At 65.7% G+C, this 24,646-nt stretch carries 21 protein-coding genes and 4 pseudogenes; 18 read left to right on the plus strand and 7 right to left on the minus strand.

The features are described from left to right. Window positions 1-22 precede the first annotated feature (22 nt). The 5 genes from Q1A36_RS15300 to Q1A36_RS15320 are packed head-to-tail and all read left to right on the plus strand — an operon-like array spanning window position 23 to window position 5,602. A complete protein-coding gene (locus Q1A36_RS15300) occupies window positions 23-1,075 on the plus strand; it encodes a sugar phosphate isomerase/epimerase (protein ID WP_299845919.1) in 1,053 nt (350 codons plus the stop codon). Then, window positions 1,072-2,169 carry a Gfo/Idh/MocA family oxidoreductase gene (locus Q1A36_RS15305; RefSeq protein WP_299845921.1) on the plus strand — a complete coding sequence of 366 codons (1,098 nt, stop codon included), beginning with the start codon at window positions 1,072-1,074 and terminating at the stop codon, window positions 2,167-2,169. Before Q1A36_RS15300 ends, Q1A36_RS15305 begins: the two co-directional genes overlap by 4 nt. Then, a complete protein-coding gene (locus Q1A36_RS15310; protein ID WP_299845924.1) occupies window positions 2,166-3,650 on the plus strand; it encodes a sugar ABC transporter ATP-binding protein in 1,485 nt (494 codons plus the stop codon). The genes Q1A36_RS15305 and Q1A36_RS15310 overlap by 4 nt, the downstream gene beginning before the upstream one ends. Next, entirely contained in the window at window positions 3,647-4,615 is a 969-nt protein-coding gene (locus Q1A36_RS15315) for an ABC transporter permease (protein WP_299845927.1), read from the plus strand. Before Q1A36_RS15310 ends, Q1A36_RS15315 begins: the two co-directional genes overlap by 4 nt. 24 nt (window positions 4,616-4,639) lie before the next feature. Next, complete coding sequence (locus tag Q1A36_RS15320; RefSeq protein WP_299845930.1) at window positions 4,640-5,602, plus strand: ABC transporter substrate-binding protein; 963 nt, start codon at window positions 4,640-4,642, stop codon at window positions 5,600-5,602. A gap of 91 nt (window positions 5,603-5,693) precedes the next feature. Here Q1A36_RS15320 and Q1A36_RS15325 read toward each other — a convergent pair whose 3' ends face one another. Beyond that, a complete protein-coding gene (locus Q1A36_RS15325) occupies window positions 5,694-6,638 on the minus strand; it encodes a LysR family transcriptional regulator (RefSeq protein WP_299845933.1) in 945 nt (314 codons plus the stop codon). A gap of 118 nt (window positions 6,639-6,756) precedes the next feature. Between Q1A36_RS15325 and Q1A36_RS15330 the strand changes: the two genes are divergently transcribed. Further along, window positions 6,757-7,698 carry a ring-cleaving dioxygenase gene (locus tag Q1A36_RS15330; protein WP_299845936.1) on the plus strand — a complete coding sequence of 314 codons (942 nt, stop codon included), beginning with the start codon at window positions 6,757-6,759 and terminating at the stop codon, window positions 7,696-7,698. A gap of 60 nt (window positions 7,699-7,758) precedes the next feature. On the opposite strand, the gene Q1A36_RS15335 is transcribed toward Q1A36_RS15330, so the two are convergent. Continuing rightward, the gene (locus Q1A36_RS15335; RefSeq protein WP_299845939.1) at window positions 7,759-8,484 is read right to left on the minus strand and encodes a hypothetical protein; all 726 of its coding nucleotides are present in this window, start codon (window positions 8,482-8,484) and stop codon (window positions 7,759-7,761) included. 328 nt (window positions 8,485-8,812) lie between these two features. Here Q1A36_RS15335 and Q1A36_RS15340 point away from each other — a divergent pair, with 328 nt between their 5' ends. Next, complete coding sequence (locus Q1A36_RS15340) at window positions 8,813-9,355, plus strand: NADPH-dependent FMN reductase (RefSeq protein WP_299845942.1); 543 nt, start codon at window positions 8,813-8,815, stop codon at window positions 9,353-9,355. Window positions 9,356-9,361: 6 nt separating this feature from the next. Here the strand turns inward: Q1A36_RS15340 and Q1A36_RS15345 are convergent, their stop codons facing one another. The 3 genes from Q1A36_RS15345 to Q1A36_RS15355 are packed head-to-tail and all read right to left on the minus strand — an operon-like array spanning window position 9,362 to window position 11,845. Continuing rightward, a complete protein-coding gene (locus Q1A36_RS15345; protein WP_101754029.1) occupies window positions 9,362-9,679 on the minus strand; it encodes a GNAT family N-acetyltransferase in 318 nt (105 codons plus the stop codon). Window positions 9,680-9,701: 22 nt separating this feature from the next. Beyond that, on the minus strand, window positions 9,702-11,219 hold the full coding sequence (locus tag Q1A36_RS15350) for a VOC family protein (protein ID WP_299845946.1): 1,518 nt from the start codon (window positions 11,217-11,219) through the stop codon (window positions 9,702-9,704). Next, window positions 11,216-11,845 carry a glutathione S-transferase family protein gene (locus Q1A36_RS15355; protein WP_299845948.1) on the minus strand — a complete coding sequence of 210 codons (630 nt, stop codon included), beginning with the start codon at window positions 11,843-11,845 and terminating at the stop codon, window positions 11,216-11,218. The genes Q1A36_RS15350 and Q1A36_RS15355 overlap by 4 nt, the downstream gene beginning before the upstream one ends. Before the next feature lie 157 nt (window positions 11,846-12,002). Here Q1A36_RS15355 and Q1A36_RS15360 point away from each other — a divergent pair, with 157 nt between their 5' ends. Next, on the plus strand, window positions 12,003-12,941 hold the full coding sequence (locus Q1A36_RS15360) for a pirin family protein (protein ID WP_299845951.1): 939 nt from the start codon (window positions 12,003-12,005) through the stop codon (window positions 12,939-12,941). Window positions 12,942-12,980: 39 nt separating this feature from the next. On the opposite strand, the gene Q1A36_RS15365 is transcribed toward Q1A36_RS15360, so the two are convergent. Together Q1A36_RS15365 and selD are read right to left on the minus strand one after the other, a co-directional pair. Further along, entirely contained in the window at window positions 12,981-14,186 is a 1,206-nt protein-coding gene (locus Q1A36_RS15365) for an FAD-binding oxidoreductase (protein ID WP_299845954.1), read from the minus strand. A 6-nt stretch (window positions 14,187-14,192) separates the two neighbouring features. Then, window positions 14,193-15,272 carry a selenide, water dikinase SelD gene (gene selD / locus Q1A36_RS15370; protein ID WP_299845957.1) on the minus strand — a complete coding sequence of 360 codons (1,080 nt, stop codon included), beginning with the start codon at window positions 15,270-15,272 and terminating at the stop codon, window positions 14,193-14,195. Window positions 15,273-15,939: 667 nt separating this feature from the next. Between selD and Q1A36_RS15375 the strand changes: the two genes are divergently transcribed. From Q1A36_RS15375 to Q1A36_RS15420, 10 genes and pseudogenes are all read left to right on the plus strand, one after another. After that, complete coding sequence (locus Q1A36_RS15375; RefSeq protein ID WP_299845960.1) at window positions 15,940-17,121, plus strand: efflux RND transporter periplasmic adaptor subunit; 1,182 nt, start codon at window positions 15,940-15,942, stop codon at window positions 17,119-17,121. Window positions 17,122-17,153: 32 nt separating this feature from the next. Further along, a complete protein-coding gene (locus tag Q1A36_RS15380; protein WP_299845963.1) occupies window positions 17,154-20,294 on the plus strand; it encodes an efflux RND transporter permease subunit in 3,141 nt (1,046 codons plus the stop codon). A gap of 571 nt (window positions 20,295-20,865) precedes the next feature. Continuing rightward, window positions 20,866-21,453, plus strand: a pseudogene (locus Q1A36_RS15385) (AbrB family transcriptional regulator); the annotation flags it as partial. A gap of 159 nt (window positions 21,454-21,612) precedes the next feature. Next, window positions 21,613-22,169 (plus strand): annotated as a pseudogene (locus Q1A36_RS15390) (tripartite tricarboxylate transporter permease). Next, window positions 22,121-22,288, plus strand: a complete 168-nt coding sequence (locus tag Q1A36_RS15395; RefSeq protein ID WP_299845966.1) for a hypothetical protein — start codon at window positions 22,121-22,123, stop codon at window positions 22,286-22,288. The pseudogene Q1A36_RS15390 and the gene Q1A36_RS15395 overlap by 49 nt, the downstream one beginning before the upstream one ends. A 78-nt stretch (window positions 22,289-22,366) precedes the next feature. Continuing rightward, window positions 22,367-23,176 (plus strand): annotated as a pseudogene (locus Q1A36_RS15400) (tripartite tricarboxylate transporter permease). A gap of 235 nt (window positions 23,177-23,411) precedes the next feature. Then, a complete protein-coding gene (locus Q1A36_RS15405; protein ID WP_299845969.1) occupies window positions 23,412-23,534 on the plus strand; it encodes a hypothetical protein in 123 nt (40 codons plus the stop codon). Between the two features lie 82 nt (window positions 23,535-23,616). Next, a pseudogene (locus Q1A36_RS15410) lies at window positions 23,617-23,841 on the plus strand (PrpF domain-containing protein); the annotation flags it as partial. 71 nt (window positions 23,842-23,912) lie between these two features. Further along, entirely contained in the window at window positions 23,913-24,212 is a 300-nt protein-coding gene (locus tag Q1A36_RS15415) for a PrpF domain-containing protein (RefSeq protein ID WP_299845972.1), read from the plus strand. Between the two features lie 74 nt (window positions 24,213-24,286). Then, entirely contained in the window at window positions 24,287-24,640 is a 354-nt protein-coding gene (locus Q1A36_RS15420) for a PrpF domain-containing protein (protein WP_299845975.1), read from the plus strand. Window positions 24,641-24,646: the final 6 nt, after the last annotated feature.

Consider the following 24,646-nt stretch of genomic DNA (forward strand, 5'->3'; position numbering starts at 1 on the left):
GAGAATCAGGGGAGAGATATTCATGCGGACCATCAAGGGGCCTGCGCTGTTTCTGGCGCAGTTCATCGGCAACACGGCGCCGTTCGACTCGTGGGACGGGATCACCCGTTGGGCCGCCGATTGCGGCTATCTGGGCGTGCAGCTGCCGACGCTTGATCCCCGCTTTCTGGATCTGGAGCTGGCCGAGTCCTCCGCAACCTATCGCGACGAGTTCCTGGGCGTGGCGCGCCAGAACGGCGTCGAGGTCACGGAACTGTCGACCCATCTGCAGGGCCAGCTGGTCGCCGTTCACCCCGCCTACGACGCAGGCTTTGATGCCTTCGCCCCGGCGGCGATCCGCGGCAATCCCAAGGCCAGGCAGGACTGGGCCGTTGCTCAGGTCGCCCGCGCCATCCGCGTCAGTCGCCTGTTGGGGCTGGACCGCATGGTCAGCTTCTCAGGCTCGCTCGCCTGGCCCTATCTCTATCCCTGGCCCCAGCGCGCGCCGGGTATGGTCGAGACCGCCTTCGACACGCTGGCCGCGCGCTGGCGCCCGCTCCTGGATCTCGCCGACGAGCATGGCGTGGACATCTGCTATGAGATCCATCCCGGCGAGGATCTGCATGACGGCGTGACCTTCGAGATGTTCCTCGACCGGGTGGACCAGCATCCCCGCGCCAACATGCTTTACGACCCGTCGCATTACGTGCTGCAGCAGCTCGATTATCTGCAGAACATCGACATCTATCACGACCGCATCCGCATGTTCCATGTGAAGGATGCCGAGTTCCGCCCCACCGGCCGGCAAGGCGTCTATGGCGGCTATCAGTCATGGGTCGATCGCGCCGGGCGCTTCCGCAGCCTTGGCGACGGTCAGGTTGATTTCGGACAGGTCTTTTCCAAGCTGACCCAGTACGGCTTCGATGGCTGGGCCGTGGTCGAATGGGAATGCGCGCTGAAGCACCCCGAGGACGGGGCGCGCGAGGGGGCCAAGTTCGTCCGCGACCACATCATCCGCACCACCCCGCACGCCTTCGACGATTTCGCCGCCAGCGATGTCGATCCCTCGGCCATCAGAAAGGCGCTTGGACTATGACACCCGTTCGTCTTGGCATGGTCGGCGGCGGCAGCGGCGCCTTTATCGGCGCGGTGCATCGCATCGCCGCGCGCATGGATGGCCGTTTCGATCTGGTCGCCGGTGCCCTCTCTTCGGACCCCGACCGTGCGGCGGCCAGCGCGGCGGAGCTGAACATCGCCCGCAGCTATGCCGATTTCACCGAGATGGCCCGGGCCGAGGCAGCGCGCGAAGACGGGATCGAGGCGGTGGCCATTGTCACCCCGAACCACATGCACGCCGCCCCCGCCGTCGCCTTCCTCAAGGCCGGAATCCATGTCATCTGCGACAAGCCGCTGGCCGCGACCCCGGATCAGGCGCGCGAGATCGCCGAGGCCGCAGCCGCCAGCGACGCGCGCTTCTTCCTGACCCACAACTATTCCGCCCTGCCGATGGTGCGCGAGGCGCGCGCGCTGGTCGCCGAGGGCGCGCTTGGCCAGATCCGGCTGGTGCAGGCCGAATATCTGCAGGGCTGGTTGTCGGATGCCGCGCAGGGGAAACAGGCCGAATGGCGCACCGATCCGGCCCGCGCCGGTGCCGGGGCGCTTGGCGATATCGGCACCCATGCCTGGCAGTTGGCGCAGTTCGTGACCGGCCAGACGCCCTCTGAAATTTCCGCCCAACTCTCCAGCATCGTGCCGGACCGGCCCATCGACGACGATGCCCGCGTGGCGCTGCGCTATGCGTCGGGCGCAAAGGGCGGCATCTGGGTCAGCCAGGTCGCCGCCGGTCAGGGCAACAACCTGTCGCTGCGCGTCTTTGGCACCAAGGGCGGGCTCGAATGGCGGCAGGAAGACAGCGAGCGGCTGATCCTGACGCCCAAGGACGGCCCGGCGCAGATCCTGACCCGGGCGCAGGATCGCAGCCAGTCCTTCCGCACCCCGCCAGGCCATCCCGAGGGTTATCTGGAAGGTTTCGCCAATCTTTACAGCGACATCGCCGCCATCATCCGGGGCGATCTGGCCCATGCCGCGCGCGTGCCGGGAATTGCCGACGGGCTGTCGGGCATGACGTTCATCGCCGCTGCACAAGCCTCGTCGGCGCAGGATGGCGCCTGGACCAAGGTGCAGGCATGACCGTTCTGGCGCTGCGCAATGTCTCGAAAAGCTTCGGACCCATCCAGGTGCTGCACAATGTCGATCTGGCACTCGAACCGGGCGAGGTTCACGCCCTGATCGGCGAGAACGGCGCCGGGAAATCCACGATCATGAAGATCCTCAGCGGTTTTCTGGACCCGACCGAGGGCGAGTTGCTGTTCAGCGGGCAGCCCGTGCGCTTTGGCAGCGGCCCCGAAGCCGAGGCGCAGGGCATCGTGGTCATCCATCAGGAATTCAATCTTGCCGCCGACCTGACCGTCGCGGCGAACGTGTTCCTTGGCCGCGAATTGGGCGGCTTCCGGCTGGACCACAGCGCGATGCGCGCCGCCACCGCCAAGCTTCTGGACAGGCTGCACAGCCCCATCGATCCCGGAACGCTGATCCGCGATCTGTCGGTGCCCGACCGGCAGATGGTCGAGATCGCCAAGGCCCTGTCGCGCAATCCTCGCGTCCTGATCATGGACGAACCGAGCGCCGTCCTGACCCATCGCGAGGTCGGCAGCCTTTACGAACAGATCGATCGGCTGCGCGGCGAGGGCGTGGCGATCCTTTACTGCTCGCACCGGCTGGACGAGGTGGCGCATCTGGCCGACCGCATCACCGTCTTGCGCGATGGCCGCGTGGTGCGTCAGGCCCTGCGCGGCGAGCTGACCGAGGATGGCATGGCCGCCGCCATGGTCGGGCGCGAGTTGCAGGATTTCTATCCGCCGAAGGGCAATCCCTCGGATGAACCGGCGCTGCAGATCACCGACCTGACCGTGCCGGGGAAGGTCCATGGCGTCAGCCTGACGCTGAGGAAGGGCGAGGTTCTGGGAATTGCCGGGCTGGTCGGCTCAGGCCGGACCGAACTGGCCGAGGGCATCGTCGGGCTGCGCGCGGCGACGGGCGAGATCCGCGTGGGCGGCCGGCCGACCCCGATCACCAGCCTGCGCGACGCCTTCGCCGCCGGCCTCGCCTATCTCACCGAGGACCGCAAGGAGGCCGGGCTGCTGCTGGACAAGGGGTTGCGCGAGAACCTGACCCTGGCCACACTGGAGCGCTTCGGCGCGTGGCGGCTGGATGTAGCGGCCGAGGATGCGGCGCTGGACAAGGCCACGCAGGAGTTCGACATCCGCGCCCCCCGCCGCGACATGGTGGCGGGCAAGCTCTCGGGTGGGAACCAGCAGAAGCTGCTTCTGGCCAAGACCATGCTGCCCGATCCCCGGATCATCATCATCGACGAACCGACGCGCGGCATCGATGTCGGCACCAAGGCACAGATCTATGCCTTCATCCGCGATCTCGCCGCCGAGGGCCGCAGCCTGATCGTCATCAGCAGCGAGATGACCGAGGTGATCGGCATCTCTGACCGCGTGCTGGTGATGCGCGAGGGCCGGCTGGCCGGCGCCGTCGAGGGCAATGCCATGACCGAAGACAACATCGTCCGCCTTGCCATGGGCGTGACCGGAGAGGCCGCATGAAACTGGACCTGCATACCCTTGGCCCGCTGGTCGCGCTGGTCGCGCTGATCATCCTCGGCGCGCTGCTGAACCCGGCATTCCTCGCGCCGGCGAATATCACCAACGTTCTGGCGCGCTCGGCCTTCATCGGCATGATCGCGGTCGGCATGACCTTCGTCATCACCGCCGGCGGGCTTGACCTCTCGGTCGGCTCGATGGCGGCCTTTCTCGCGGGCATCGCCATCATCGCGATGAACTTCGCCCTGCCCTCGGTCGGCGAGAACTGGGGCACGATCCTCCTTGGCATGATCGTCTGTATCCTTGGCGGCATTGCGGCGGGCTATCTGAACGGCGCGCTGATCACCAAGGCGCGGATCGAGCCGTTCATCGTCACCCTGGGCACCATGGGCATCTTCCGCTCGCTGATCACCTGGATGGCCGATGGCGGCACGCTGAGCCTCGATTATGGCCTGCGCACGCTGGCCCGGCCGGTCTATTATGGCGGCATTGGCTGGATCACCTGGCCGATCATCGCCTTCGCCCTGACCGCCATCGCCGGCGAATGGATCATGCGCCATTCCCGCTTTGGCCGCCATGTCGAGGCCATCGGCTCGAATGACCGGGTGGCGCGCTATTCGGCCATCGACGTGAACCGGGTGAAGCTGATGACCTATGTGCTTCTGGGCCTGCTGGTCGGGCTGGCCACCGTGCTTTACGTCCCGCGTCTCGGCTCGGCCTCGGGCTCGACCGGCACGCTCTGGGAGCTCGAGGCGATCGCCGCCGTCATCATCGGCGGCACCGCGCTGAAGGGCGGCACGGGCCGGGTCTGGGGCACCGTGGTCGGCGTGCTGATCCTGTCGCTCATCGACAACATCCTCAATTTGGCCGATCTGGTCAGCCCCTATCTCAACGGGGCGATCCAGGGGGTCATCATCGTTCTTGCTGTCGTCTTGCAGCGGGAGAAACGCACCGCCGACGAGCGGTAACAGATATTAAACCGGGAGGAATTCATGAACCGCAGAACTCTGATGAAGGCGACGGCGCTGGCTGCTGTGCTGGGCATGGGCGCAGGCGCGGCCTTCGCGCAGGATACCGAGAAAAAGGTGATCGGGGTCTCGATCCCCTCGGCCACGCATGGCTTCATGGGCGGGCTGAACTGGCACGCACAGGACAGCATCGAACGCCTCAGCGCCGCCTATCCGAACCTCGAATTCGTGCTGTCCACGGCGGGCGATTCCGCCAAGCAGGTCGCCGATATCGAGGACATGATGGCGACCCGCAACATCGACGGCCTTGTCGTCCTGCCCTTCGAATCCGAGCCGCTGACCGCCCCGGTCGCTGCGGTGAAGGAAGCCGGCAAATTCGTTACCGTGGTCGATCGGGGCCTGTCGCAGGAGGGCATCGAGGATCTCTATGTCGCCGGTGACAACACCGCCTTCGGCCGCGTCGCGGGCGAGTATTTCCGCGACAACCTGGAAGCCGGCAGCAAGGTCGTGGTCCTGCGCGGCATCCCGACCACGCTCGACAACGAGCGGGTCGAGGCCTTCCAGGCGGCGCTGGAAGGCTCGGAGATCGAGATCCTCGACATGCAGCACGGCAACTGGAACCGCGATGACGCCTTCACCGTCATGCAGGACTTTCTGTCGAAATATCCCGAGATCGACGCGGTCTGGGCTGCCGATGACGACATGGCCGTCGGCGTCATGGAGGCCATCGCCGCCGCCAATCGCAGCGAGGAAATGTGGGTGATCGGCGGCGCCGGGATGAAGGAAATCGTCAAGCGCATCATGGACGGCGACCCGCAACTGCCGGTGAACGTGACCTACCCGCCGGCGCTGATCTCCTCGGCCATCGAGATGACCGCCCTGCGCTTCGTCTCGAACGCGCCGATGACCGGCCGCTTCATCATTGGCAGCCAGTTGATCACCCCCGAGAACGCGGAACAGTTCTATTATCCCGACAGCCCGTTCTGATCGAACGCAGATTGTGACGAGTGCCCCCGCCATCGACGATGGCGGGGTTTTTCTTACGATTGTTCAGCGGTCTGCCCCGGAATCGATTGCGTCAGCCCGCCGGGTCAGCGGCCTGCCCAATCCCCTCCTGCCACGGCCCGCCATCCGCCAGCTCTGCTGCGAGATGGTCCACCAGCGCCCTGAGCTTCGCGGGCATCGGTGTGACCGGGGGCCAGACGGCCATGACCGGCAGGGCGCGGGTCTCGTAATCGGCCAGCACCCGCTGCAATCGCCCCTCGCGCAGCGCATCGGCGACGATGAAGCCGGGCAGCATCGCCAGCCCGACGCCCGCAATCGCCATCTCGCGCATGGCCTCGCCATTGTTCAGACTCAGCCGGCTTGTGACCTGCGGCGAGATCATCCGCCCGCCCTGCCGGAACTGCCACAGCTGCGCATCGGGGATATGGCTGTAGCCGATGACCTGATGATCGCGCAGATCGGCCAGACCCGACGGCACGCCATGCCGCGCGAGGTAATCCGGGCTGGCGCAGGCGACTTGCCGGTCCTCGCACAGCTTGCGGGCAATCAGCGCCCCGTCCCTCGCCTCGCCGATGCGGATGCCCAGGTCAAAACCGTCGCGTGCCAGATCGCGGGCGCGGTCGTCGTAATCGATGCGCAGTTCCAGCCCCGGATGGGCGGCAGCGAAACGCGCGAGGATCGCCGACAGATGCATGGTGCCAAAGCTCATCGGCGCGGCGATGGACAGGCTGCCGCGCAAGGGCGCCGCGCCGTCCATGCCCCAGGCCGCGCTTTCGGTGGCGGCGGTCAGTTCCGCCAGCGCCGGGCGCAGCCGCTCGGCCAGCCGCAATGCGGCCTCGGTCGGGCTGATGCGGCCGGCATGGCGGCGGAACAGGGCCGCGCCCACGGCGGTCTCGAAATCGCCGATCCGTTTCGAGATCACCGATTTCGACAGGTTCAGCCGGGCGGCGGCGGCCGTCACCGTGCCCAGTTCCATGACCGCAAGGAAGGTCGAGATTTCATCGAGACTATAGCGCATGGCAACAGCATAGCGCGCCGCGCGCCGTTCGCAATTCCCGAACGCCGGCTTCGCGATGGGCCGGCTGGCGTCCTGCGGCATCGCACCCGAGATTGGGGGCAACGAAAAGGAGAGCATCATGGACCTCACCGGCATTCACCACCTGACGGCCATCACCGCCGATGCGCCCGCCAATAACCGTTTCTACACCGACACGCTTGGCCTGCGCCGGGTGAAGAAGACGGTGAACCAGGACGATACCTCGGCCTATCACCTCTTCTTCGCCGATGGCGCCGGCAGCCCCGGCACCGACCTGACCTTCTTCGACTGGCCGGTTACGCGGGAACGTCGCGGCACTCATTCGATCAGCCGCACCGGGCTTCGGGTCAATGAATCCAGCCTCGATTACTGGGCCGGACGGCTGAACGACAAGGGCCTGATCGTCGGCGACATCGCCCCGCTCGATGGTCGCGGCAGCCTCGATTTCGAAGATCCCGAGGGCCAGCGTTTCCGCCTGACCACCGACCAGCCCGGCGAAACCCACCCGTGGGAGAAAAGCCCGGTCCCGGCCGAGCATCAGATCCGCGGCCTTGGCCCGATCACCATTTCGGTCCCCGAACTGGCCCCGACCGAGGCTGTGCTGACCACGGTGATGAACATGCGCCGCGTCCGCGACTATGCCAGCCCCGATGGCGAGGGTCAGGTGCATGTCTTCGAAATGGCCGCCGGCGGCCCCTCGGCCGAGCTTCACGTGGCGGTGCAGCCCGGACTTCAGGTCGCCCGTCAGGGCGCCGGTGCCGTGCATCACGTCGCCTTCCGCACCCCGGACGTGGCCGCCATCACCGGATGGGCCGAACGGCTGAACCAGTTCCGCATCCCGAGTTCGGGCGAGGTCGAGCGTTACTATTTCCGCTCGCTCTATTTCCGCGAACCGGGCGGCAACCTGTTCGAGATCGCCACCGACGGCCCCGGCTTCGCCGTGGACGAACCGCGCGAGACCATGGGCGAAGGCCTGTCGCTGCCGCCCTTCCTCGAACCCCGCCGGGCGCAGATCGAGGCCGGGCTGAAGCCGCTGGATTGATCGGGTTTGCGAATTGGGTTTAAGGGGCGTCCCACGGGGCGCCCTTTTGCGTAGCAAGAACTATTGTGGCGAGTCGGACCCGAACAATGCTTGACTGTAGATGATGAGACGATCCTTGAATGGCCCCTTGATCCCTCGTGCATTCGGATGGGCCACATGGGTCAGGGGAACGACGGCACCGGATGCTTTCATCGCCCAACGCGCATCATTACCAAAGGTGAGAATCTTGTCCGGGCGAAATGCTGCGACCTCCGCACTGATCACTGAAATGGACAGCGAACGTAGGTCGGGGTCACGACGCAGGACGTTCCGGCCGGCATAGAGCTTGATCGCATCCGTCACCCAGACATCATATCCGGCGAGCACACATTGTCGGATGAACAGCCAGATCACGCCATAATGTCGCCGCGTGCGCAGGGTGTGATTGTCGATGCCGAAGAACGTTCCCACGGTAAGTCTGGCGCCGCCTGGCTTTCGCAGAGGGTCTTGCGCGCACAACATGATACGACCACGGGAAGGTCGGTCCGCCGAAAGCAGGCAGGGAAGGTCGTAGCCGATCGTTCCGCCCACGTAGGGCGCCAACAGCTTGGTGTTCCAATCCTGCGGAGCGATTTCCGGCATGTCCCGTCCGTCAGCATGACCATCATGAAACTCGCCACGAAGTCGATCCGAAATGCGGATCAGAGCGTCGGGATTGAACAGATCGCGCTGCGTTTCCACAAGCTCTGCCCAAGGAGAAGGGTTAAACAGGATGTCGGCGTCGTGAAGCTTGGAAGCGCTGGCCATCAAAGGTCATTTTCTTTCTTGCTCAGATATCTGACCGAACTCTAACCGCCTCGCTGGAACCGTCAAACTCTGCTTCGGCCCCCCGCAGAATTGAACCTGCGAATCCGAAAGAACCCGCCCTCCCGACGTTCGGAAATAGGGGTTACTCTGGCGAACCTGTCCGCTTGCCTCATCCCTGCATCACCGAAGCTACGCCCTGTGCAGCCCCAAACCCGCATCCCACCCCGCACTGTTGCGCACCCCACCGCACGCTGCCGTTTGCGCACCCCCCGGTTGACGATCCTCCCCTGCCCGGCTTTCATGCGCCCAACCCAATCGGAGACGAAACATGACCAAGATCATCCTCGGGCTGTCCGGCAGCCTGCGCCGCGGCTCGTTCAATGCCGGCCTCCTCCGGGCCGCAGCCGAGATCGCGCCGGCGGATACCACGATCCAGATCGGCTCGATCCGCGAGGTGCCGCTTTATGATGGCGATGCCGAGGCCGCCCATGGCCTGCCCCCCGCCGTCCTGACCCTGCAATCGCAGTTGCAGGCGGCGGATGGGTTGCTGCTGGTCACGCCCGAATACAACAACGGCATTCCGGGCGTGTTCAAGAACGCCATCGACTGGATGTCGCGCGGGCCGGGGCTGAAGATGTTCGTGGGCAAGCCCGTTGCCGTGCTGGGTGCCTCGCCCGGCGGGTTCGGCACCGGGCAGGCCCAGACCGCATGGCTGCCGGTGCTGCGGACGCTCAGGACCAAGCCCTGGTTCGAGGGCCGGATGCTGGTTTCCCATGCCGGCCAGCTGTTCGATCAGGACGGCAAGCTGCAGGACGCGGCCACCCGCAAGCAGCTGGCCGAGTTCGTCGCTGGCTTTGCCGCCAGCCTCTAGGCCGGATCAGGGATCCTCGCCCGGCTTGGTGGTGAAGAGATCCGACCATTCCGCATGGCGCGCATATTGGGCGCGCACATAGGGGCAGACCGGGATGATGCGGAAGCCATTGGCCTTCGCGTCATCAAGCATGAAATTCAGCAGCGCCTTGGCCACGCCCTTGCCGCCCATGGCATCTGGCACGCCGGTATGATCGGCGCTGATCACCTTCGGCCCGCGATGGGTGAAGGTGATCTCGCCCTCGGCATCGATCCCCTCGATCTTGGCGACATAGCGGCCGTGGCGGGCGTCGGTTTCTTCCTTGGTGATGGTGATCTCGGACATGTCGGGTTCTCCTTGAATGGGGTCAGGCCAGCCAGCGGGCGGCGGCGGTCAGGTCGTCGGGGGTCAGCTCATGCCCGCCGGGCAGGGTCTGCGCCTCGACCTCGGCGGCGAAGGCGCGCAGCGCCTGTTCCAGAGCCGGGGCCATCTTGGCAAAGGGATCGCGCGCGCCGTTCAGCATCAGCACGCGGGCGCCCTTGAGGTCGGCGGCGGGCGCCTCGTCCAGGACCTGAATCCCGCGCAAGAGGATCGCCCGCTGGACCACGCCCGGATGCAGTTCCATGATCGCGCCCAGAAGGTTCGCGCCATTGGAATAGCCAAGGAAGGTCAGCTTCTCGGCCTCAAGCACATAGCCGCGGATCGCACCCTCGATAAAGGCCGCGAATGCCTCTGATTCCGAACGGATATCCTCTTGGTCATAGGTCACCGCATCAAAGCGGCGGAACCAGCGGTTGATGCCTTCCTCGGTCGATCGTCCGCGCACCCCCAGCAGGGTCGCACGCGGGTTCAGCCGTGCCGCCAGCGGCATCAGGTCGGCCTCGTTCCCACCGGTGCCGTGCAGCAGCACGATGACCGAACCATCCGGATCCGCCGGCGTGTGAAAGCGGTGGGTAAAGGGCAGGTCGCGCATCGGCATCCTTTCTTCGCCCGGTCGGGCGAATTGCGGCAGCATGACTTTCAGGTCCTCGGTCCGGGCCGCGTCGCGCGGCGGGATCAGCAGGGTCTCGCCCAGATGCTCGGCCGGCTCATCGACGGTGAAGCCCGGCGCATCGGTGGCATATTCGAACAGCGTCCCGGCGGGTTCGCGGACATAGAGCGACAGGAAATATTTCCGGTCATGCACATTGGTCAGCCCGTCATGGTCGCGCAGCGAAAGCCGCATCTGGCGCACGGCATCCACGTCCGGGGCGCGGAAGGCCACATGGTCAAAGGTGCCGGTGCCGGGAATGCCGGGGAAGAAGCCATGGGCATCGCGGATGTCCAGCACATCGCTGTCCGAGATCAGCCGCCTTGTGGTCCCGTCCACCGGGCCGGGGCGATAGCCGAAGCGGCTGGCGAACTCGGCGGTGGCGTCCGCGTTCTCGGTCAGGATGGTGACGCCGCGCACCCGCGTCGGCGCGATCGGGTCGGGCAGCGGCGCAGCGGCGGGCATGTCGATGCCCACGAGCTTGACGATGATCCCGTCCGGGTCTTTCAGCCGCAGCACCGTCTCGCCCATCTCGCGCTTTGGCCCCTCGACGGGGACATGCGCGGCCATGGCCCGTTGTAGCCAGTCGCCGATGCTGGACGGCGGCACGGCAAAGGCGATCTCGCCCACCTGCGCATGGCCCACGCGACCGGGCGATCCGGCCTCCCAGACCAGGAAGGTGATGATCGAGCCGGGGCTGCCAAGCGCATCGCCGTAGAACAGGTGCAGCTGCTCGGCATCCTCGTAGCCGCCGGTCTGCTTGACCAGCCGCAATCCGAGGAAACCGCTGTAGAAATCGACGTTCTTCTGGACGCTGCGGGTGAGGCCGGTGACGTGGTGAATGCCGCTGGTCATTTCGCCCGCTCGCGTTCCATAACCCGCTGAACGGCCGGATCGGCGGCCAGCCGCTCATGCAGGGCCAGCACATTGGGGAACTCCGCCAGCCCGCCCGGCAGCAGCTTGATGCCCCAGCGGATCATCGGGCAGGCATAGGCGTCGATGACCGAACGTTTGCCGCGCCCCTCGCCCAGCATCCAGTCGCGGCCCTCGAGATGTTCGTTCAGCACCGACATCTGCTTCTCGACCAGCTTCAGCCCGGCATCGGTGACGGCCTTCTTGGCCTCGTCGCTGCCATCGGTGGTATAGCGATAGGGCATGAAGACCGGCCAGAAGGCGGCGTGCATGTCGCTGGTCAGGAAGGCCGACCAGCGATGCGCCTCGGCCCGTTCGCGCAGGCTTTCGCCGCCCGATAGCCCGGCCTCGGGGTGCTTGGCGGCGAGGTATTCCAGGATCGCCCCCGCCTGCGTCAGCAGCCAGCCGTCATCCTCGCGCAGCGTCGGCACCGCGCCGGCGGGGTTCACCGCCAGCAGTTCGGGCGAGCCATATTGCACCCGGACGGCCTCAAAGGGCGCCCCGATCCATTCCAGCACGATATGGGGGGCCAGCGAACAGGCCCCGACGGCATAATAGAGAGTCGGCATCAGATCCTCCTTGGGTCGGCGCTTGATCGTGGGGATAGGCGCGCGGCTTGTCCAGAGCGGTCGGACAAATCCCGTGTTCGGCAATTGCGAACCCTCGGGGCGTTGCGTGTCCGGCCTTGGCGACTTACCGTCGGGAGAACGACCGAAAGGAGAGGCCATGAGCTGGAACCCCGCACTCGAGCCCGGATGCCCCGACGAGATCGGCATCGACGCGATCGAAACCCTCATTATCCCCCGCGCCCGCGATCTGGGCGGCTTCGAGGTCAAGCGCGCCCTGCCCGCACCCAAGCGGCAGATGGTCGGCCCGTTCATCTTCTTCGATCAGGCCGGCCCGGCCGAATTCCTGACCGGACAGGGCATCGACGTGCGCCCCCATCCCCATATCGGCCTCGGCACCGTCACCTATCTCTACAGCGGCGATTTCCACCACCGCGACAGCATCGGCACCGATCAGGTGATTCTGCCCGGCGCGGTGAACTGGATGGTGGCCGGCAAGGGCGTGACCCATTCCGAACGCACCTCGGCCACCGGTCGTCAGGGGCCGCACAGCCTTTACGGCATCCAGACCTGGATCGCGCTGCCCGAGGATGAAGAGGATATGGACCCGATCTTCGAGCATCACGGCAAGGAAACCCTGCCCGAGATCGAGGCCGAGGGCGTCACCGCGAAGCTGATCCTCGGCAATGCCTATGGCGAGGTGGCGCCGGCGACGCTGTATTCCGAGACCTTCTATCTCGACGTGGTGCTGATCCCCGGCGCGCGCTTCCCGTTGCCCGACGATCACGAGGATCGCGGCCTCTACATCACCGAAGGCTCGGTCAGCATCTCGGGGCAGGAGTTTGCGGCCGGGCAGATGATGGTGTTTCGCCCCGGCGACAAGATCACCGTTTCGGCGGGTCCACGGGGCGCGCGGCTGATGGCGCTTGGCGGGGCGACGCTGAACGGGCCGCGCCATGTCTGGTGGAACTTCGTCGCCTCATCCGAGGAAAAGATCGAGCACGCCAAGCGCGAATGGCAGGCGGCGAACTGGGGGCAAGGGCTGTTCGACCTGCCCGAAGGCGACCGGCACGAGCATATCAAGGCGCCGGATCGGTAAGGGCCTCTTGGCCCGTGCGACCAGCACGGGCCGCGCCCCTCAGATCACCGCACGCTCAAGGAACGGACGCCCCTCCAGCACCCGCTCGACCCCCAATGGCCTCAGGTCAAGCGTGCGGAACCCACCATGCACGATCAGTTCCGACACGCCGCGCCCAGTGGCCGGGGCCTGCTGCAAGCCGTGACCGGAAAAGCCGTTGGCGAAGATGAAATTTTCGACCTCGGGATGCCGCCCGACGATCAGGTTATGGTCCAAAGTGTTGAAGGCGTAATGCCCGGCCCACATGTTCACGAGCTTGATCGCCTCGAAAGCCGGAGAGCGTTCGGCCAGCACCGGCCAGATGATCTCCTCGAACTCCTCGTGTCGCGGCGCGAAATCGTCGTAATCCACCGCCGGATCCTCCACCGGCGGGCAGCCGGTCAGGAAGAACCGCCCCTCGGGCCGGACATAGACGCCGCTGGCATCGATGAGCAGCGGCAGGCGGCCATGGTTCAGCCGCGCCGTGCCTTCGGGCGAGGCGGCGCAGTCAAAGACGAAAACGCTGCGCTTGCGCGGCTCGACCGGGATGGCCAGCCCCGCCATCGCCGCCGTCCGCGCGGCGCGAGGGCCGGAGGCATTGACGATGGTGCCAGCCTGCACCTTTGCGCCTGAAGCCAGCGTGACGCCGCTGACGCGCCCGCCCTGCCGGTCGATGCCCACCACCTCGTCCACGACATAATCGGCGCCCAGATCGCGGGCCTTGGCACGAAAGCCGTTCATCAGCCCGGAATTGTCGAACCAGCCCTCGCCCGAGCGGCCATAGGAGGCTAGCAGCACGTCATCGACCCGCAGATGCGGAAAGGCCTCGGCCAACTCGTCGCGGCTCCACAGGACCACATCGGCGCCGGAGTCGCGCTGCACGGCGTGGTTCAGGCGCAGGGTCTCGGCCTGCGCCTCCTGCGTGGCGAGGAACAGATATCCGCCGCCGTGGAAATTCAGGTCGGGCCGGCTGTCGCCCACGGCCATCATATCCGCGAAATCGCGGATCACCTGACCGCCATACTGGCTGATCTTCACATTGATGGCGTTCGAAAACTGCGTGCGGATCGAGGCCGCCGAAAGCGAGGTCGAGGCCTGGCGGAATTGCGGGTCGCGCTCGACGATCAGCACCGTGCCATCGAAATCCGGGTTGGACATCAGGTAATAGGCGACCGCCGAGCCGATCACGGCCCCGCCCACGATCACCACGTCATGGCTGTCGCGCATCCTTGTTCACGCCACCTGAACCGAGGGCCGCGCAGAGGCCACGACCCGCCCGATCACTCCGGCCCGGTCAAAGCCATGCGCGGCAAAGACCGCCAGCACCTGATCCAGCGCCGCCGGATCGCAGGCGACCATCAGCCCGCCGCTGGTCTGCGGATCGGTCAGAAGCGCGCGGTCGGTGGCGGTCAGGCCGCTCGCCAGCGTTACCCCCTCGCCATAGCTGGCCCAGTTGCGCCCCGAGGCGCCGGTGATGAACCCACCCTCGGCCAGCGCCCGCGCTCCCTCGATCAGCGGGACCGCCTGCCAATCTATTTGCACCCCGACCCCCGATCCCCGCGCCATCTCCAGCGCATGGCCCGCCAATCCGAAGCCGGTCACGTCGGTCATCGCATGAACGCCCTCGGTCTCGGCCAGATCCGGGCCGGGTGTGTTCAGCCGTGTGGTGGTGTCGATCATCCGGCCATAGCCGGCATCGTCCAGCGCGCCCTTCTTCAGCGCCGCCGACAGGATGCCGACGCCGACGGGCTTGCCCAGCACCAGCACATCACCCGGCCGCGCCCCGGCATTGGTCCGGATCCGGTCCGGATGCACCAGCCCCAGCGCCACAAGGCCATAGATCGCCTCGACCGAGTCGATCGTATGGCCGCCGGCCACCGGTATCCCCGCCCTGGCGCAGACATCCGCCCCGCCCGACAGGATCTTGCCGATGGTCTCGGGCGACAGCCGGTCCACCGGCATCCCCACCAGCGCCAGCGCCATGATCGGGCGGCCACCCATGGCATAGACATCCGAGATCGCATTGGTCGCGGCGATGCGGCCGAAATCATGAGGATCGTCGACGATGGGCATGAAGAAATCCGTGGTCGCCACCAGCGCCTGCTGGTCGTTCAGCCGGTAGACGGCGGCATCATCGGCGGTCTCGTTCCCGACCAGAAGATCGGCGGGGGCGGGAAAGGAGGGCGTCGCCGCAAGGATGCGCGACAGCACCGCCGGCGCGATCTTGCAGCCGCAACCGCCACCATGGGAAAGCGAGGTCAGGGGCGGCTCGGTCGTCGCGGCAGGACGGGTTTCGGCGGTGGGCTTGGACATGGCGATCCTCGGATTGGCGCGGCTGGTGCGCTGTTGCGGCAGACCTTTCCCGACTGCGCCGCCCGACGCAAGGTCGCGCGGCGACTTGCGTGACTGTCAGCGCAAACTTGACAGTGGATAGGCAAAATTGCCTAGGTAAAGGCGCGCATATACTGCGCAGCATCGCGCAAGTATATTCCAGGATGTGGAGTAGATAGTGACCGTTTACTAGCCGCGATTCAAAAGCGGCCTTCGGGGCGACAAGATGAATTCGTTTAGTAACGAGTGACTTTTTACCTCACAGATTTGTCAGATTCCCTGCTTACGCCGCCGCAGATGGCCTTATTTCAGGCCGAAGCGGCGGCTTTTTCTTGCGCGCCGCGCAGCAAAGAACAGCCTGCCGGTTTTCCCGCAATAGGCCGGGTTTTCGCCCGATCCGCCGCTGAAATCCCGTGCCATTTGGTCGGAATTGACGCGCCCTGCGCCGTTTCAGTGATTGCGGTTTGTGCAATGACAGCATAGACAGGTCGGACCCCTTGCTCCGGCAACCGATTGCATTGCCGGATCGCACCTTTTCCAGTTGCCGCCGGGCGAGATCATGAAACACATCACTTCTGTCGCAGTTGCGCCTCTTCTTGCTTCCCTTTTCCTCGGGACGCCGATTCTGGCGCAGGAGGCCGGCGGAGAGATGCCGCCCCCTGCCGTCACCGTCGTCACGCTTCATGCCGAGGATGTGACCCTGACGGCGACCCTGCCCGGAAGGGTGGTCGCCTCGGCCGAGGCCGAACTGCGTCCGCAGGTCAATGGCATCATCACCGAACGGCTGTTCGAAGAGGGCAGCCATGTCTCGACCGGCGATCCGCTGTACCGGATCGATCCGCGCACCTATGAGGCGGCGGTTGCGCAGGCCGAAGCCGCACTGGCCTCGGCGCGGGCACAGGCCGACGCCGCCAACCGCGATGCCGATCGCGTGGCCACGCTGCGCGACCGCAGCGTCGCCAGCCAGCAGACCCAGGATGCCGCCGTCGCCGCGCGCGATGCGGCGAACGCCGCCGTCGCCTCGGCCGAGGCCCAGCTGCTGGGTGCCCAGATCGAGCTGGACCGGACCACCATCACCGCGCCGCTGGACGGCGTGATCGGCCTTGCCCAGACCTCGGAAGGCGCTCTTGTCACGGCCAGCCAGGCCACGCCGTTGGCCGTCATCCGCAGCATCGACCCGGTGCGCGTGGACGTGACCCAGTCGGCGGCCGAGATCATCCGCTGGCAGCGTCAGGGCGCCGAAGCCGCGCTGCCCGATGGCGTCGACCGTACGGTGACGCTGCAACTGGCCGATGGCACCGACTATGAACATACCGGCTCGATCACCGCAGCCGAGCCGCATGTGGACGAGACCACCGGCGTCGTCACCCTGCGCATGGAATTCGCCAATCCCGAGGGCCTGCTGCTGCCCGGCATGTATGTGCTGGCCGAGATCCCCACGACCGAGATGAAGGACGTGATTCTTGCCCCGCAGGAAGGCGTCAGCCGCGACCGTCGTGGCCGCCCGGTCGCCATGGTCGTCAATGCCGAGAACGTGGTGGAAGAGCGGATGCTGGATATCGTGCAGGATCGCGGCAACAATTGGGTGGTACGCGACGGCCTGAAGGATGGAGACCGGCTGATCGTCGCCGGCTTCCAGCGTATCGCCGCCGGCGCGCCCGTGACCCCCGAGGAACAGGCCGCACCTGCCGCCGAAGGCGAGGCGGCACCGGCTGCGGCTGCCGAGGCTGCGCCCGCCGAGGCCGCACCGGTCGGGGATGCTGCCGCGACCATGCCCGAAGATACCGAGGCCGCCACGGCCGAAACGTCTGACGGCACGGCCAGCAACTAAGCTGGCCTGCCCGGAACATCGAAAGCTAAGCCATGGCCCGTTTTTTCATTGACCGTCCGGTTTTCGCCTGGGTGATCTCGATCATCATCATGGGCATCGGCGTGCTGTCGATCATGACGCTGCCCGTCGCCCAGTATCCCCAGATCGCGCCGCCCTCGGTCTCGATCAATGCCAACTACCCGGGCGCCTCGGCCGAGACGGTCAGCAACACGGTGACGCAGGTCATCGAACAGCAGATGACCGGCCTCGACGGTCTGCGCTACATGTCCTCCAGCTCGACCTCGGCAGGCACCTCCTCGACCACGCTGACCTTCGAGACCGGCACCGATGCCGACATCGCGCAGGTGCAGGTGCAGAACAAGCTGTCACAGGCGACCGCGCTGCTGCCCGAGCCGGTGCAGCGTCAGGGCATCACGGTCGAGAAATCGACCGCCGGCTTCCTGATGGTCATCGGCATGATCGGTGACGACAATTACGACCAGACCGACCTTGCCGATTACATGGTCACCAACCTTGTCGACGACCTGAGCCGGGTCGAGGGCATCGGCAGCGTGCAGGTTTTCGGCGCGCAATATGCCATGCGCATCTGGCTCGACCCGTCCAAGATGGCCGCCTACGAGATTTCCCCCTCCGATGTGGTGGCGGCGGTTTCGTCCCAAAACACCCAGATCTCGGCCGGTGCCTTCGGCGGCCTGCCGACGGTCGAGGGCCAGCAGCTGAACGCCACCGTCACCGCGCAATCCCTGCTGTCCACCCCCGAGGAATTCCGCCAGATCGTTCTGCGCGCCGAGGAAAACGGCGGGCTGGTGCTGCTGCAGGACGTGGCGCGGGTCGAGATCGGTGCGGAATCCTATGTCGCCGACGCCACCTATAACGGCCGTCCCGCCTCGGGCATGGCGCTCAGCCTGACGCCCGGCGCGAACGCGCTGGACACGGCCGAGCGGGTCAAGGAACGGATGGAGGAATTCGCCGAATTCTTCCCCGAAGGCGTGGAATACGTCATCCCCTTCGACACCTCGCCCTTCGTGGAAATCTCGATCGAGGAAGTGGTCAAGACCCTGATCGAAGCCATCGTGCTGGTCTTCGTGGTCATGTATATCTTCCTGCAGAACTGGCGGGCGACGCTGATCCCGACGCTGGCGGTGCCGATCGTGCTTCTGGGCACCTTCGGGATCATGGCACTGCTGGGATTCACCATCAACACGCTGACCATGCTGGCCATGGTGCTGGCCATCGGCCTTCTGGTCGATGACGCCATCGTGGTGGTGGAGAACGTCGAGCGGATCATGGAGGACGAGGGCCTGTCGCCCCGCGAGGCGACCCGCAAATCCATGGGCCAGATCACCGGGGCGCTGATCGGCATCGCGCTGGTCCTTTCGGCGGTGTTCGTGCCGATGGCCTTCTTCGGCGGCTCGACCGGGGTGATCTACCAGCAATTCGCCATCACCATCGTCTCGGCCATGGGCCTGTCGGTGGTGGTTGCGCTGACCCTGACTCCGGCACTCTGCGCCTCGATGTTGCGTCCTTCGCATGGCAAGAAGCGTGGCTTCTTCGGTCTGTTCAACCGGGGCTTCGACAAGACCACCCACGGCTATACCGGAGCGGTGAACTGGATGGTCCGCCGACCACTGCGGATGCTCTTGGTCTATGCCGGGCTCGGGCTGGTGATGGCGCTGCTGTTCCTGCGCACGCCGCAGGGCTTCCTGCCGGACGAGGATCAGGGGATCATGTTCGTGCTGGTGCAGGGCCCGACCGGGGCCACCACCGAGCGGACCACGGCAGTTCTGGACCAGGTCGAGAACTATTTCCTGAACGAGGAATCCGCCGCCGTCGATTCGATGTTCGCCGTCTCGGGATTCAGCTTCGCCGGTCAGGGCCAGAACGTTGGCATGGCCTTCGTGCGGCTGAAGGACTGGGCCGAACGCGAGGACCCCGCGCTGTCGGTTCAGGCGGTGGCCGGGCGGGCCTTCGGCGCGCTGAGCCAGATCCGCGATGCGATGGTCTTCCCGATCGTGCCGCCGGCGGTGATCGAGCTGGGCAACGCCTCGGGCTTCGACTTCTACCTGCAAGCGCGCGGCGGCCAGTCACATGAACAGTTGCTGGACGCCCGCAACCAGATGCTGGGCATGGCGGCGCAAAGCCAGATCATCACCCAGACCCGACCCTCAGGGCTGGAAGATGCGTCGCAGTACCGGCTGAACATCGACTGGCGCAAGGCCGGGGCGATGGGCGTGACCGCGACCGACGTGGCGAACCTGCTGCAAGTTGCCTGGACCGGGGCCTATGTGAACGACTTCATCGATCGCGGCCGGATCAAGAAGGTCTACATGCAGGGCGAGGCCAACAGCCGCGCCGTGCCGACCGATCTGGACAAGTGGCGGGTCCGGAACGCCACCGGCAGCTTGGTGCCCTTCTCCAGCTTTGCCGAGGGCGAATGGACCTTCGGTCCGCAGGGCCTGAACCGCTATAACGGCGTGCCCTCGATGCAGATCCAGGGCGCCAGCATGCCCGGCGTCAGTTCTGGCGAGGCCATGGCCGAGGTCGAACGCATCGCCAGCCAGTTGCCGGGCGGCTTCGACGTCGCCTGGACCGGGCTGTCGCTCGAGGAACAGGATTCCGGCGATCAGACCACGCTCCTCTACGCGCTGTCGCTGGCCGCCGTGTTCCTCTGCCTTGCCGCGCTTTACGAAAGCTGGGCGATCCCGCTGGCGGTGATCCTCGTCATGCCCATCGGCGTCCTCGGCGCGCTTCTGGGCGCCTGGCTGGGTGGCTTCGAGAACGGTGTGTTCTTCCAGGTCGGCCTGCTGACGGTGATCGGCCTCACCGGCAAGAACGCCATCCTGATCGTCGAGTTCGCGCGCGAACAGGTGCAGGCCGGGGTGCCGCTTTACCGCGCGGTGGTCGAGGCGGCGCGCCAGCGCTTCCGCCCGATCATCATGACCTCGATCGCCTTCTCGCTTGGCGTCCTGCCGCTGGTCCTGTCCACCGGCGCGGGTGCCAATGGCCGCAACGCCATCGGCTCGACGGTGCTGGGCGGCACCGTGTTGGCTTCGATCCTCGGCATCCTCTTCGCGCCGATGTTCTTCGTGCTGATGCGCAAGCTGCTGCGCCGCAAGGACGAGATGGAAGACCGGATGATCGAAAGCGACCACGCGCCCAAGCCCACCACCTGAGCGTTGCTTGCTACCTGAACCAGAACCACACCAGACGGGCCGGCAGGAGAACTTCCCGGCCCGTTTTCATTGCCTTCTCTTCGTCGGGGCGCGGGGCGTCAGCTCGAACCGGCAGGCCCATGCCCCGGACGCAATACCCGGTGAATCCCTTCGATCCCTGCTAGTCCCGCGTCTGGACAGAGGCGCGGATTGCATCGAGAAGAATCCGCTGAGCAGGCTTCGGTTGCCATCCGCTGCGCAGGGTCAGGCCGATGGGGCGCGGCAGGGAACGGCCGGGAAAGGGCAACTCGGCCACCATGCCGCGCTCGATCCTCGCGCCTGGACTGCGCCTTCGAGACACAGGCCAGGTGATGCCCGTCCCCGACCATCTCGCGCATCAGGATCCAGGCGCGCCTCTGCTGGGGTTAAACCTGTCTCGAACGCAGCGCGAACGGTTCTGGGGGTTGCTGACGGTGCCTCGCTGACACCCGAGGTCATCCACCAGATCCCCGGAATGGTCGGCTCTGCCGCCTTCATCCCGGCCTATATTGCGGTCAACGGACTGGTCGGGGTGCCCTAATTCCACAAGGTCTGCGGCTTCGACCTGCCTACGTCCTATTTCGCGGCAATGCCGGGCGGATTGCAGGACATGGTGCTGTTCAGACAGGAGGCCGGCGGCGCCGTCCGCGCCCTGTCGCAGCTCCACGCGACCCGCGTCCTGATCATCGTCACCACCTTGCCGGCGATCCTGCACTATCTGTTCGATCGCCCGCTGACCCACCCGATCGGCGAGCCTGCTGCAGACATGCCGCCGGTCGAACTGGCGATCATGGCCGACGAGTTTCAAGGAGGTGTGCGAGCGACCCCAGCCTGCGAGATCAAGGGCGTGGCATGGGATGCCCACAAGGCGTTCTTCGTTGCCGGCTTCGCAAACCAGAATACGATTTTCCTGCCCTCCTCCGCCCCGCAGGAGATGGTTGATGCCTATGTCGAGGCCCTGCGCGGAATTACCACCGCCGAAGGTTTCGAAACCCAGGCGCCCGAGGTTCTGTGCGCCTGTCCGCAGCTTGTCGGAGAGGCGGCGATGGAAGCGACCAAACAGGCGACGTCGATCCCGCCCGAAGCCAAGCAATACGTCCTCGACTGGCTGAACGAGGATTACGAGATCACCATGGAATGATTGTCGTCCCTCCTCATCCAGCTCGCCCTGCCCGCGCGCGGTGGACAGCAGCCCCTTCCCTATCAAGCGGATAGCGTTGTGGACCCCTTAATGCAGGCATTGCCGAGTCTGGGTCAGGCTTTTGCCCTGATCTTCCAACCGATGCAGCTGCTCTACCTCATGGGAGGTGTGCTGCTTGGTCTGTTCGTCGGGGTTCTTCCCGGATTGGGCGGAATTGCGGGCCTCGCGCTACTCTTGCCCTTCATGTACGGCATGGAGCCCGTCTCGCGTCTCGAACTGATGATCGGCTTTATCGCGGTCATCCCGACTTCGGATACTTTTTCGTCAGTTCTGCTGGGCATTCCCGGTTTATCTGCCAGTCAAGCCACGGTGTTGGACGGCTTTCCATTTGCCAAACAGGGCCGGCGGCACGGGCGCTGTCGGCGGCCTTTGCCTCGTCGCTGTTCGGCGGCCTCTGCGGCGCTATCGTGCTGACCTTCTTCATCCTGATCGCGCGGCCGCTGATCCTGGCCTTCGGGCTGCCGGAAATGCTGATGATCACCAGTCTCGGCCTGTCTATGGTCGCCATCCTTGCCGGTCGGGCGCCGGTGAAGGGCGTCGTCGCCTTGGGGCTGGGGCTGATGTTCGGCAATATCGGCGCGGCACCGGGGGGGGGGGCAGCCTGCGGATGTCGACCTATGACCTGCCCTATCTCGTCGACGGCGTTCAACTGGTAGTCGTGGGCTTGGGCATCGACGCGGTGCCCGAGATCATCTCGCTGCTAAGGCAGGACAAGGCCATTGCCGAGGGCGGCACCCTGGGCGACGGTTGCGGACAGGGCGTGCGCGACTGGTGACGTCATCGCTGACTGTCGCTGCGCTGCGCCGTGATCGGCGTAATTGTCGGCCTCATTCCCGGGCTGGGCGGTTCGGTGGTGGACTGGCTGGCCCATGGCTCTGCGGTGCTGACCGCCAAGGACAGGTCGCAATTCGGTCAGGGCGATAGTCACGGCGTCATCGCACCCGAAAGCTCGAACAACACGAAAGAGGGCGGCGGTCTGGTGCCGACGCTGATCTTCGGGATTCCCGGGTCGGGATCGATGGCGATCTTCTTCAGCGGGCTGGCGCTGCTGAACATGACGCCAGGCCCGTAGATGGTGCGCAACAATCTGGAAATCACCTACACCATCGTCTGGTCGCTGGCCCTCGCGAACGTGATCGAGGCCGGGCTGTGCATCCTGCTGTCCGAACCGATCGCGGCGATGACCACGATCCGCTTCACCCTCATCGCGCCCTATCTGTTCACGATCATCTCCTTCGCGGCGTTCCAGTCGCGTCAATCCGCGCTGGACCTGGCGGCGTTGGTCGGGATCAGAGTTCTTGGCATCCTGCTGCGGCGCTTCGACTTCTCGCGTCCGGCCTTCCTGATCGGGTTCCTGCTGAGCAACCAATCCGGGATCTTGGTCAATCAGGCGTTCCAGAGTGCCGGTGCCCGCTTGCGCCGATCGCCCGAGGCGCATTGGGATTATCTGCTCTCACCCATCACCATCGGTCTGCCGCTGCTGACCATCGCATCGGTCTTTGTAGGGATCAGGGCCTCGAGGAACATCCGCGAAACATCGAAGCACCTACCGGCACCAAGACAGCACCGGCCGTCTTTCTGGCAATCATCGTGGCCGATCTTGCCGTGGCCACCTTCGATGCCTCGGGCATCGGTCGACTCCAGGACCGCATGTTTCCGCTGACCATCGGACTTGCGACGTTGGTCGGCGGCTTGCTTCTGCTGATCCGGATGGCGACACGCCCTGCAACCAACGAAGTCTTCATCGATCTCGAGAGGGGCATCGAAGGCGAGGTGCCGCATGGCCTGTGGCCAACACGGATCTGGGTTCCCCGCGCTGGTCGCGACGACCTTTGCCTTTGGCCTGATCGTCGCGCTGACGCTTTTCCTGCTTGCCTTCTGCCGGATCCGGGTTCGCTTTGGCTGGGCCGGCTACCGTTCTGGCCACCGCGATCGGACTGGCCTTCTTCACCGGGCTTGCGGGCTTTCTGGGGCGCGAAGTGCCGCCGGGATACCTGCCGACGCTGGTCCACCTTCCCTGAACCCTGACCTGAGGCCTCTGCCAAGAACCAACACGCAATCCCGCATCATTTCTTCGGGGACAGCACCTCGCGCGGTCCCTATCTGCGCCGCAGCGATCGCCCCGAGGATCAGGGTACCCTCTCGCAGGTCTTGATGGCCATCATCGGCGCTCGCCACCCGCTGAACATCGACGGGCTTGATGACGGCAATGCGGTCACAACGAAAGTCGCCATGCTGAGCCGTTCCGCACGAGCCGATTGCGACATCGACTGTTTTTTCGCCCAGGTCGCGGTGGACAAGCGCGAGGTCGACTATCGCCCGACCTGCGGCAATATCCTCGTCGGCGTGGGCCCCGCTGCGATCAAAATGGGGCTGATCGCTGCGCAGGACGGCGAAACGTGGTCCGCATCCATGCCGTCAATACCGGTGCCGTGGTCGAACCGCAGGTCCAAACCCCCGGCGGTCGGGTCTGCGATGGCGGCGACAGTGCCATTGCCGGTGTCCCCGTCGCCGCCGCGCCGATCGCCCTCGGCTTCATGGAGACCGTCGAATCAGTGACCGGCGCGCTGCTGCCGACCGGCAACCTGCGCGACGTGATCGACGGGATCGAAGTCACCTGCAGGGATGTCGCCATGCCGGTGATGATGCGCGGGCCGCCGATTTCGGGCGGTCCGGCAATGAAAACCGGCAGGATCTGAACGACAGGCGGGATGTCTTCGACCCGATCGAGCCTACAGGTATGAAGGTCGACCGGATGTAGGGTCTGGGTGACGTGTCGAAATCGGTCACGCCCAGGATCGCGGTGCTGGCCGAACCGCGCAATGACGGCACCATCGCGGCCCGCTGTTCCATGACCCGGGCGTGCCATACCTCGATGGCCGTGACCGGCGCGCAATTCATCGCCGCCCGCGCGATTACGCCCGGCACCGTGGTCGACGGGTTGGCGGCCGTCTCGGCGCGCGGCCAGTCACCGCTCAATATCGGGATCAAAGATGCAACAGGAACCTTCGAGGTGCTGGTAGAATTCCGGCGCGAGAGTGACGGGGTGCAGATCCACTCGGCCGGTGTCGTTCGGTCCGCTTACCTGCTGGCCAGTGGCGAGGTCCTGATCCCGACCTCTGTCTGAACCCGC

The sequence above is a fragment of the uncultured Paracoccus sp. genome (assembly GCF_947487305.1).
In the GTDB taxonomy this organism is placed as follows: Bacteria; Pseudomonadota; Alphaproteobacteria; order Rhodobacterales; family Rhodobacteraceae; genus Paracoccus.

What these genes read in the sequence shown, in the direction of transcription:
- Q1A36_RS15355 (WP_299845948.1), bottom strand. Translation starts at nt 11,845, where the DNA reads ATGCCGACTCTCTATTATGCCGTCGGGGCCTGTTCGCTGGCCCCCCAT.
- Q1A36_RS15340 (WP_299845942.1), top strand. Translation starts at nt 8,813, where the DNA reads ATGACCAAGATCATCCTCGGGCTGTCCGGCAGCCTGCGCCGCGGCTCG.
- Q1A36_RS15315 (WP_299845927.1), top strand. Translation starts at nt 3,647, where the DNA reads ATGAAACTGGACCTGCATACCCTTGGCCCGCTGGTCGCGCTGGTCGCG.
- Q1A36_RS15330 (WP_299845936.1), top strand. Translation starts at nt 6,757, where the DNA reads ATGGACCTCACCGGCATTCACCACCTGACGGCCATCACCGCCGATGCG.
- Q1A36_RS15335 (WP_299845939.1), bottom strand. Translation starts at nt 8,484, where the DNA reads ATGGCCAGCGCTTCCAAGCTTCACGACGCCGACATCCTGTTTAACCCT.
- selD (WP_299845957.1), bottom strand. Translation starts at nt 15,272, where the DNA reads ATGTCCAAGCCCACCGCCGAAACCCGTCCTGCCGCGACGACCGAGCCG.
- Q1A36_RS15300 (WP_299845919.1), top strand. Translation starts at nt 23, where the DNA reads ATGCGGACCATCAAGGGGCCTGCGCTGTTTCTGGCGCAGTTCATCGGC.
- Q1A36_RS15345 (WP_101754029.1), bottom strand. Translation starts at nt 9,679, where the DNA reads ATGTCCGAGATCACCATCACCAAGGAAGAAACCGACGCCCGCCACGGC.
- Q1A36_RS15310 (WP_299845924.1), top strand. Translation starts at nt 2,166, where the DNA reads ATGACCGTTCTGGCGCTGCGCAATGTCTCGAAAAGCTTCGGACCCATC.
- Q1A36_RS15320 (WP_299845930.1), top strand. Translation starts at nt 4,640, where the DNA reads ATGAACCGCAGAACTCTGATGAAGGCGACGGCGCTGGCTGCTGTGCTG.
- Q1A36_RS15325 (WP_299845933.1), bottom strand. Translation starts at nt 6,638, where the DNA reads ATGCGCTATAGTCTCGATGAAATCTCGACCTTCCTTGCGGTCATGGAA.
- Q1A36_RS15375 (WP_299845960.1), top strand. Translation starts at nt 15,940, where the DNA reads ATGCCGCCCCCTGCCGTCACCGTCGTCACGCTTCATGCCGAGGATGTG.
- Q1A36_RS15365 (WP_299845954.1), bottom strand. Translation starts at nt 14,186, where the DNA reads ATGCGCGACAGCCATGACGTGGTGATCGTGGGCGGGGCCGTGATCGGC.
- Q1A36_RS15305 (WP_299845921.1), top strand. Translation starts at nt 1,072, where the DNA reads ATGACACCCGTTCGTCTTGGCATGGTCGGCGGCGGCAGCGGCGCCTTT.
- Q1A36_RS15350 (WP_299845946.1), bottom strand. Translation starts at nt 11,219, where the DNA reads ATGACCAGCGGCATTCACCACGTCACCGGCCTCACCCGCAGCGTCCAG.
- Q1A36_RS15380 (WP_299845963.1), top strand. Translation starts at nt 17,154, where the DNA reads ATGGCCCGTTTTTTCATTGACCGTCCGGTTTTCGCCTGGGTGATCTCG.
- Q1A36_RS15395 (WP_299845966.1), top strand. Translation starts at nt 22,121, where the DNA reads ATGTCGACCTATGACCTGCCCTATCTCGTCGACGGCGTTCAACTGGTA.
- Q1A36_RS15360 (WP_299845951.1), top strand. Translation starts at nt 12,003, where the DNA reads ATGAGCTGGAACCCCGCACTCGAGCCCGGATGCCCCGACGAGATCGGC.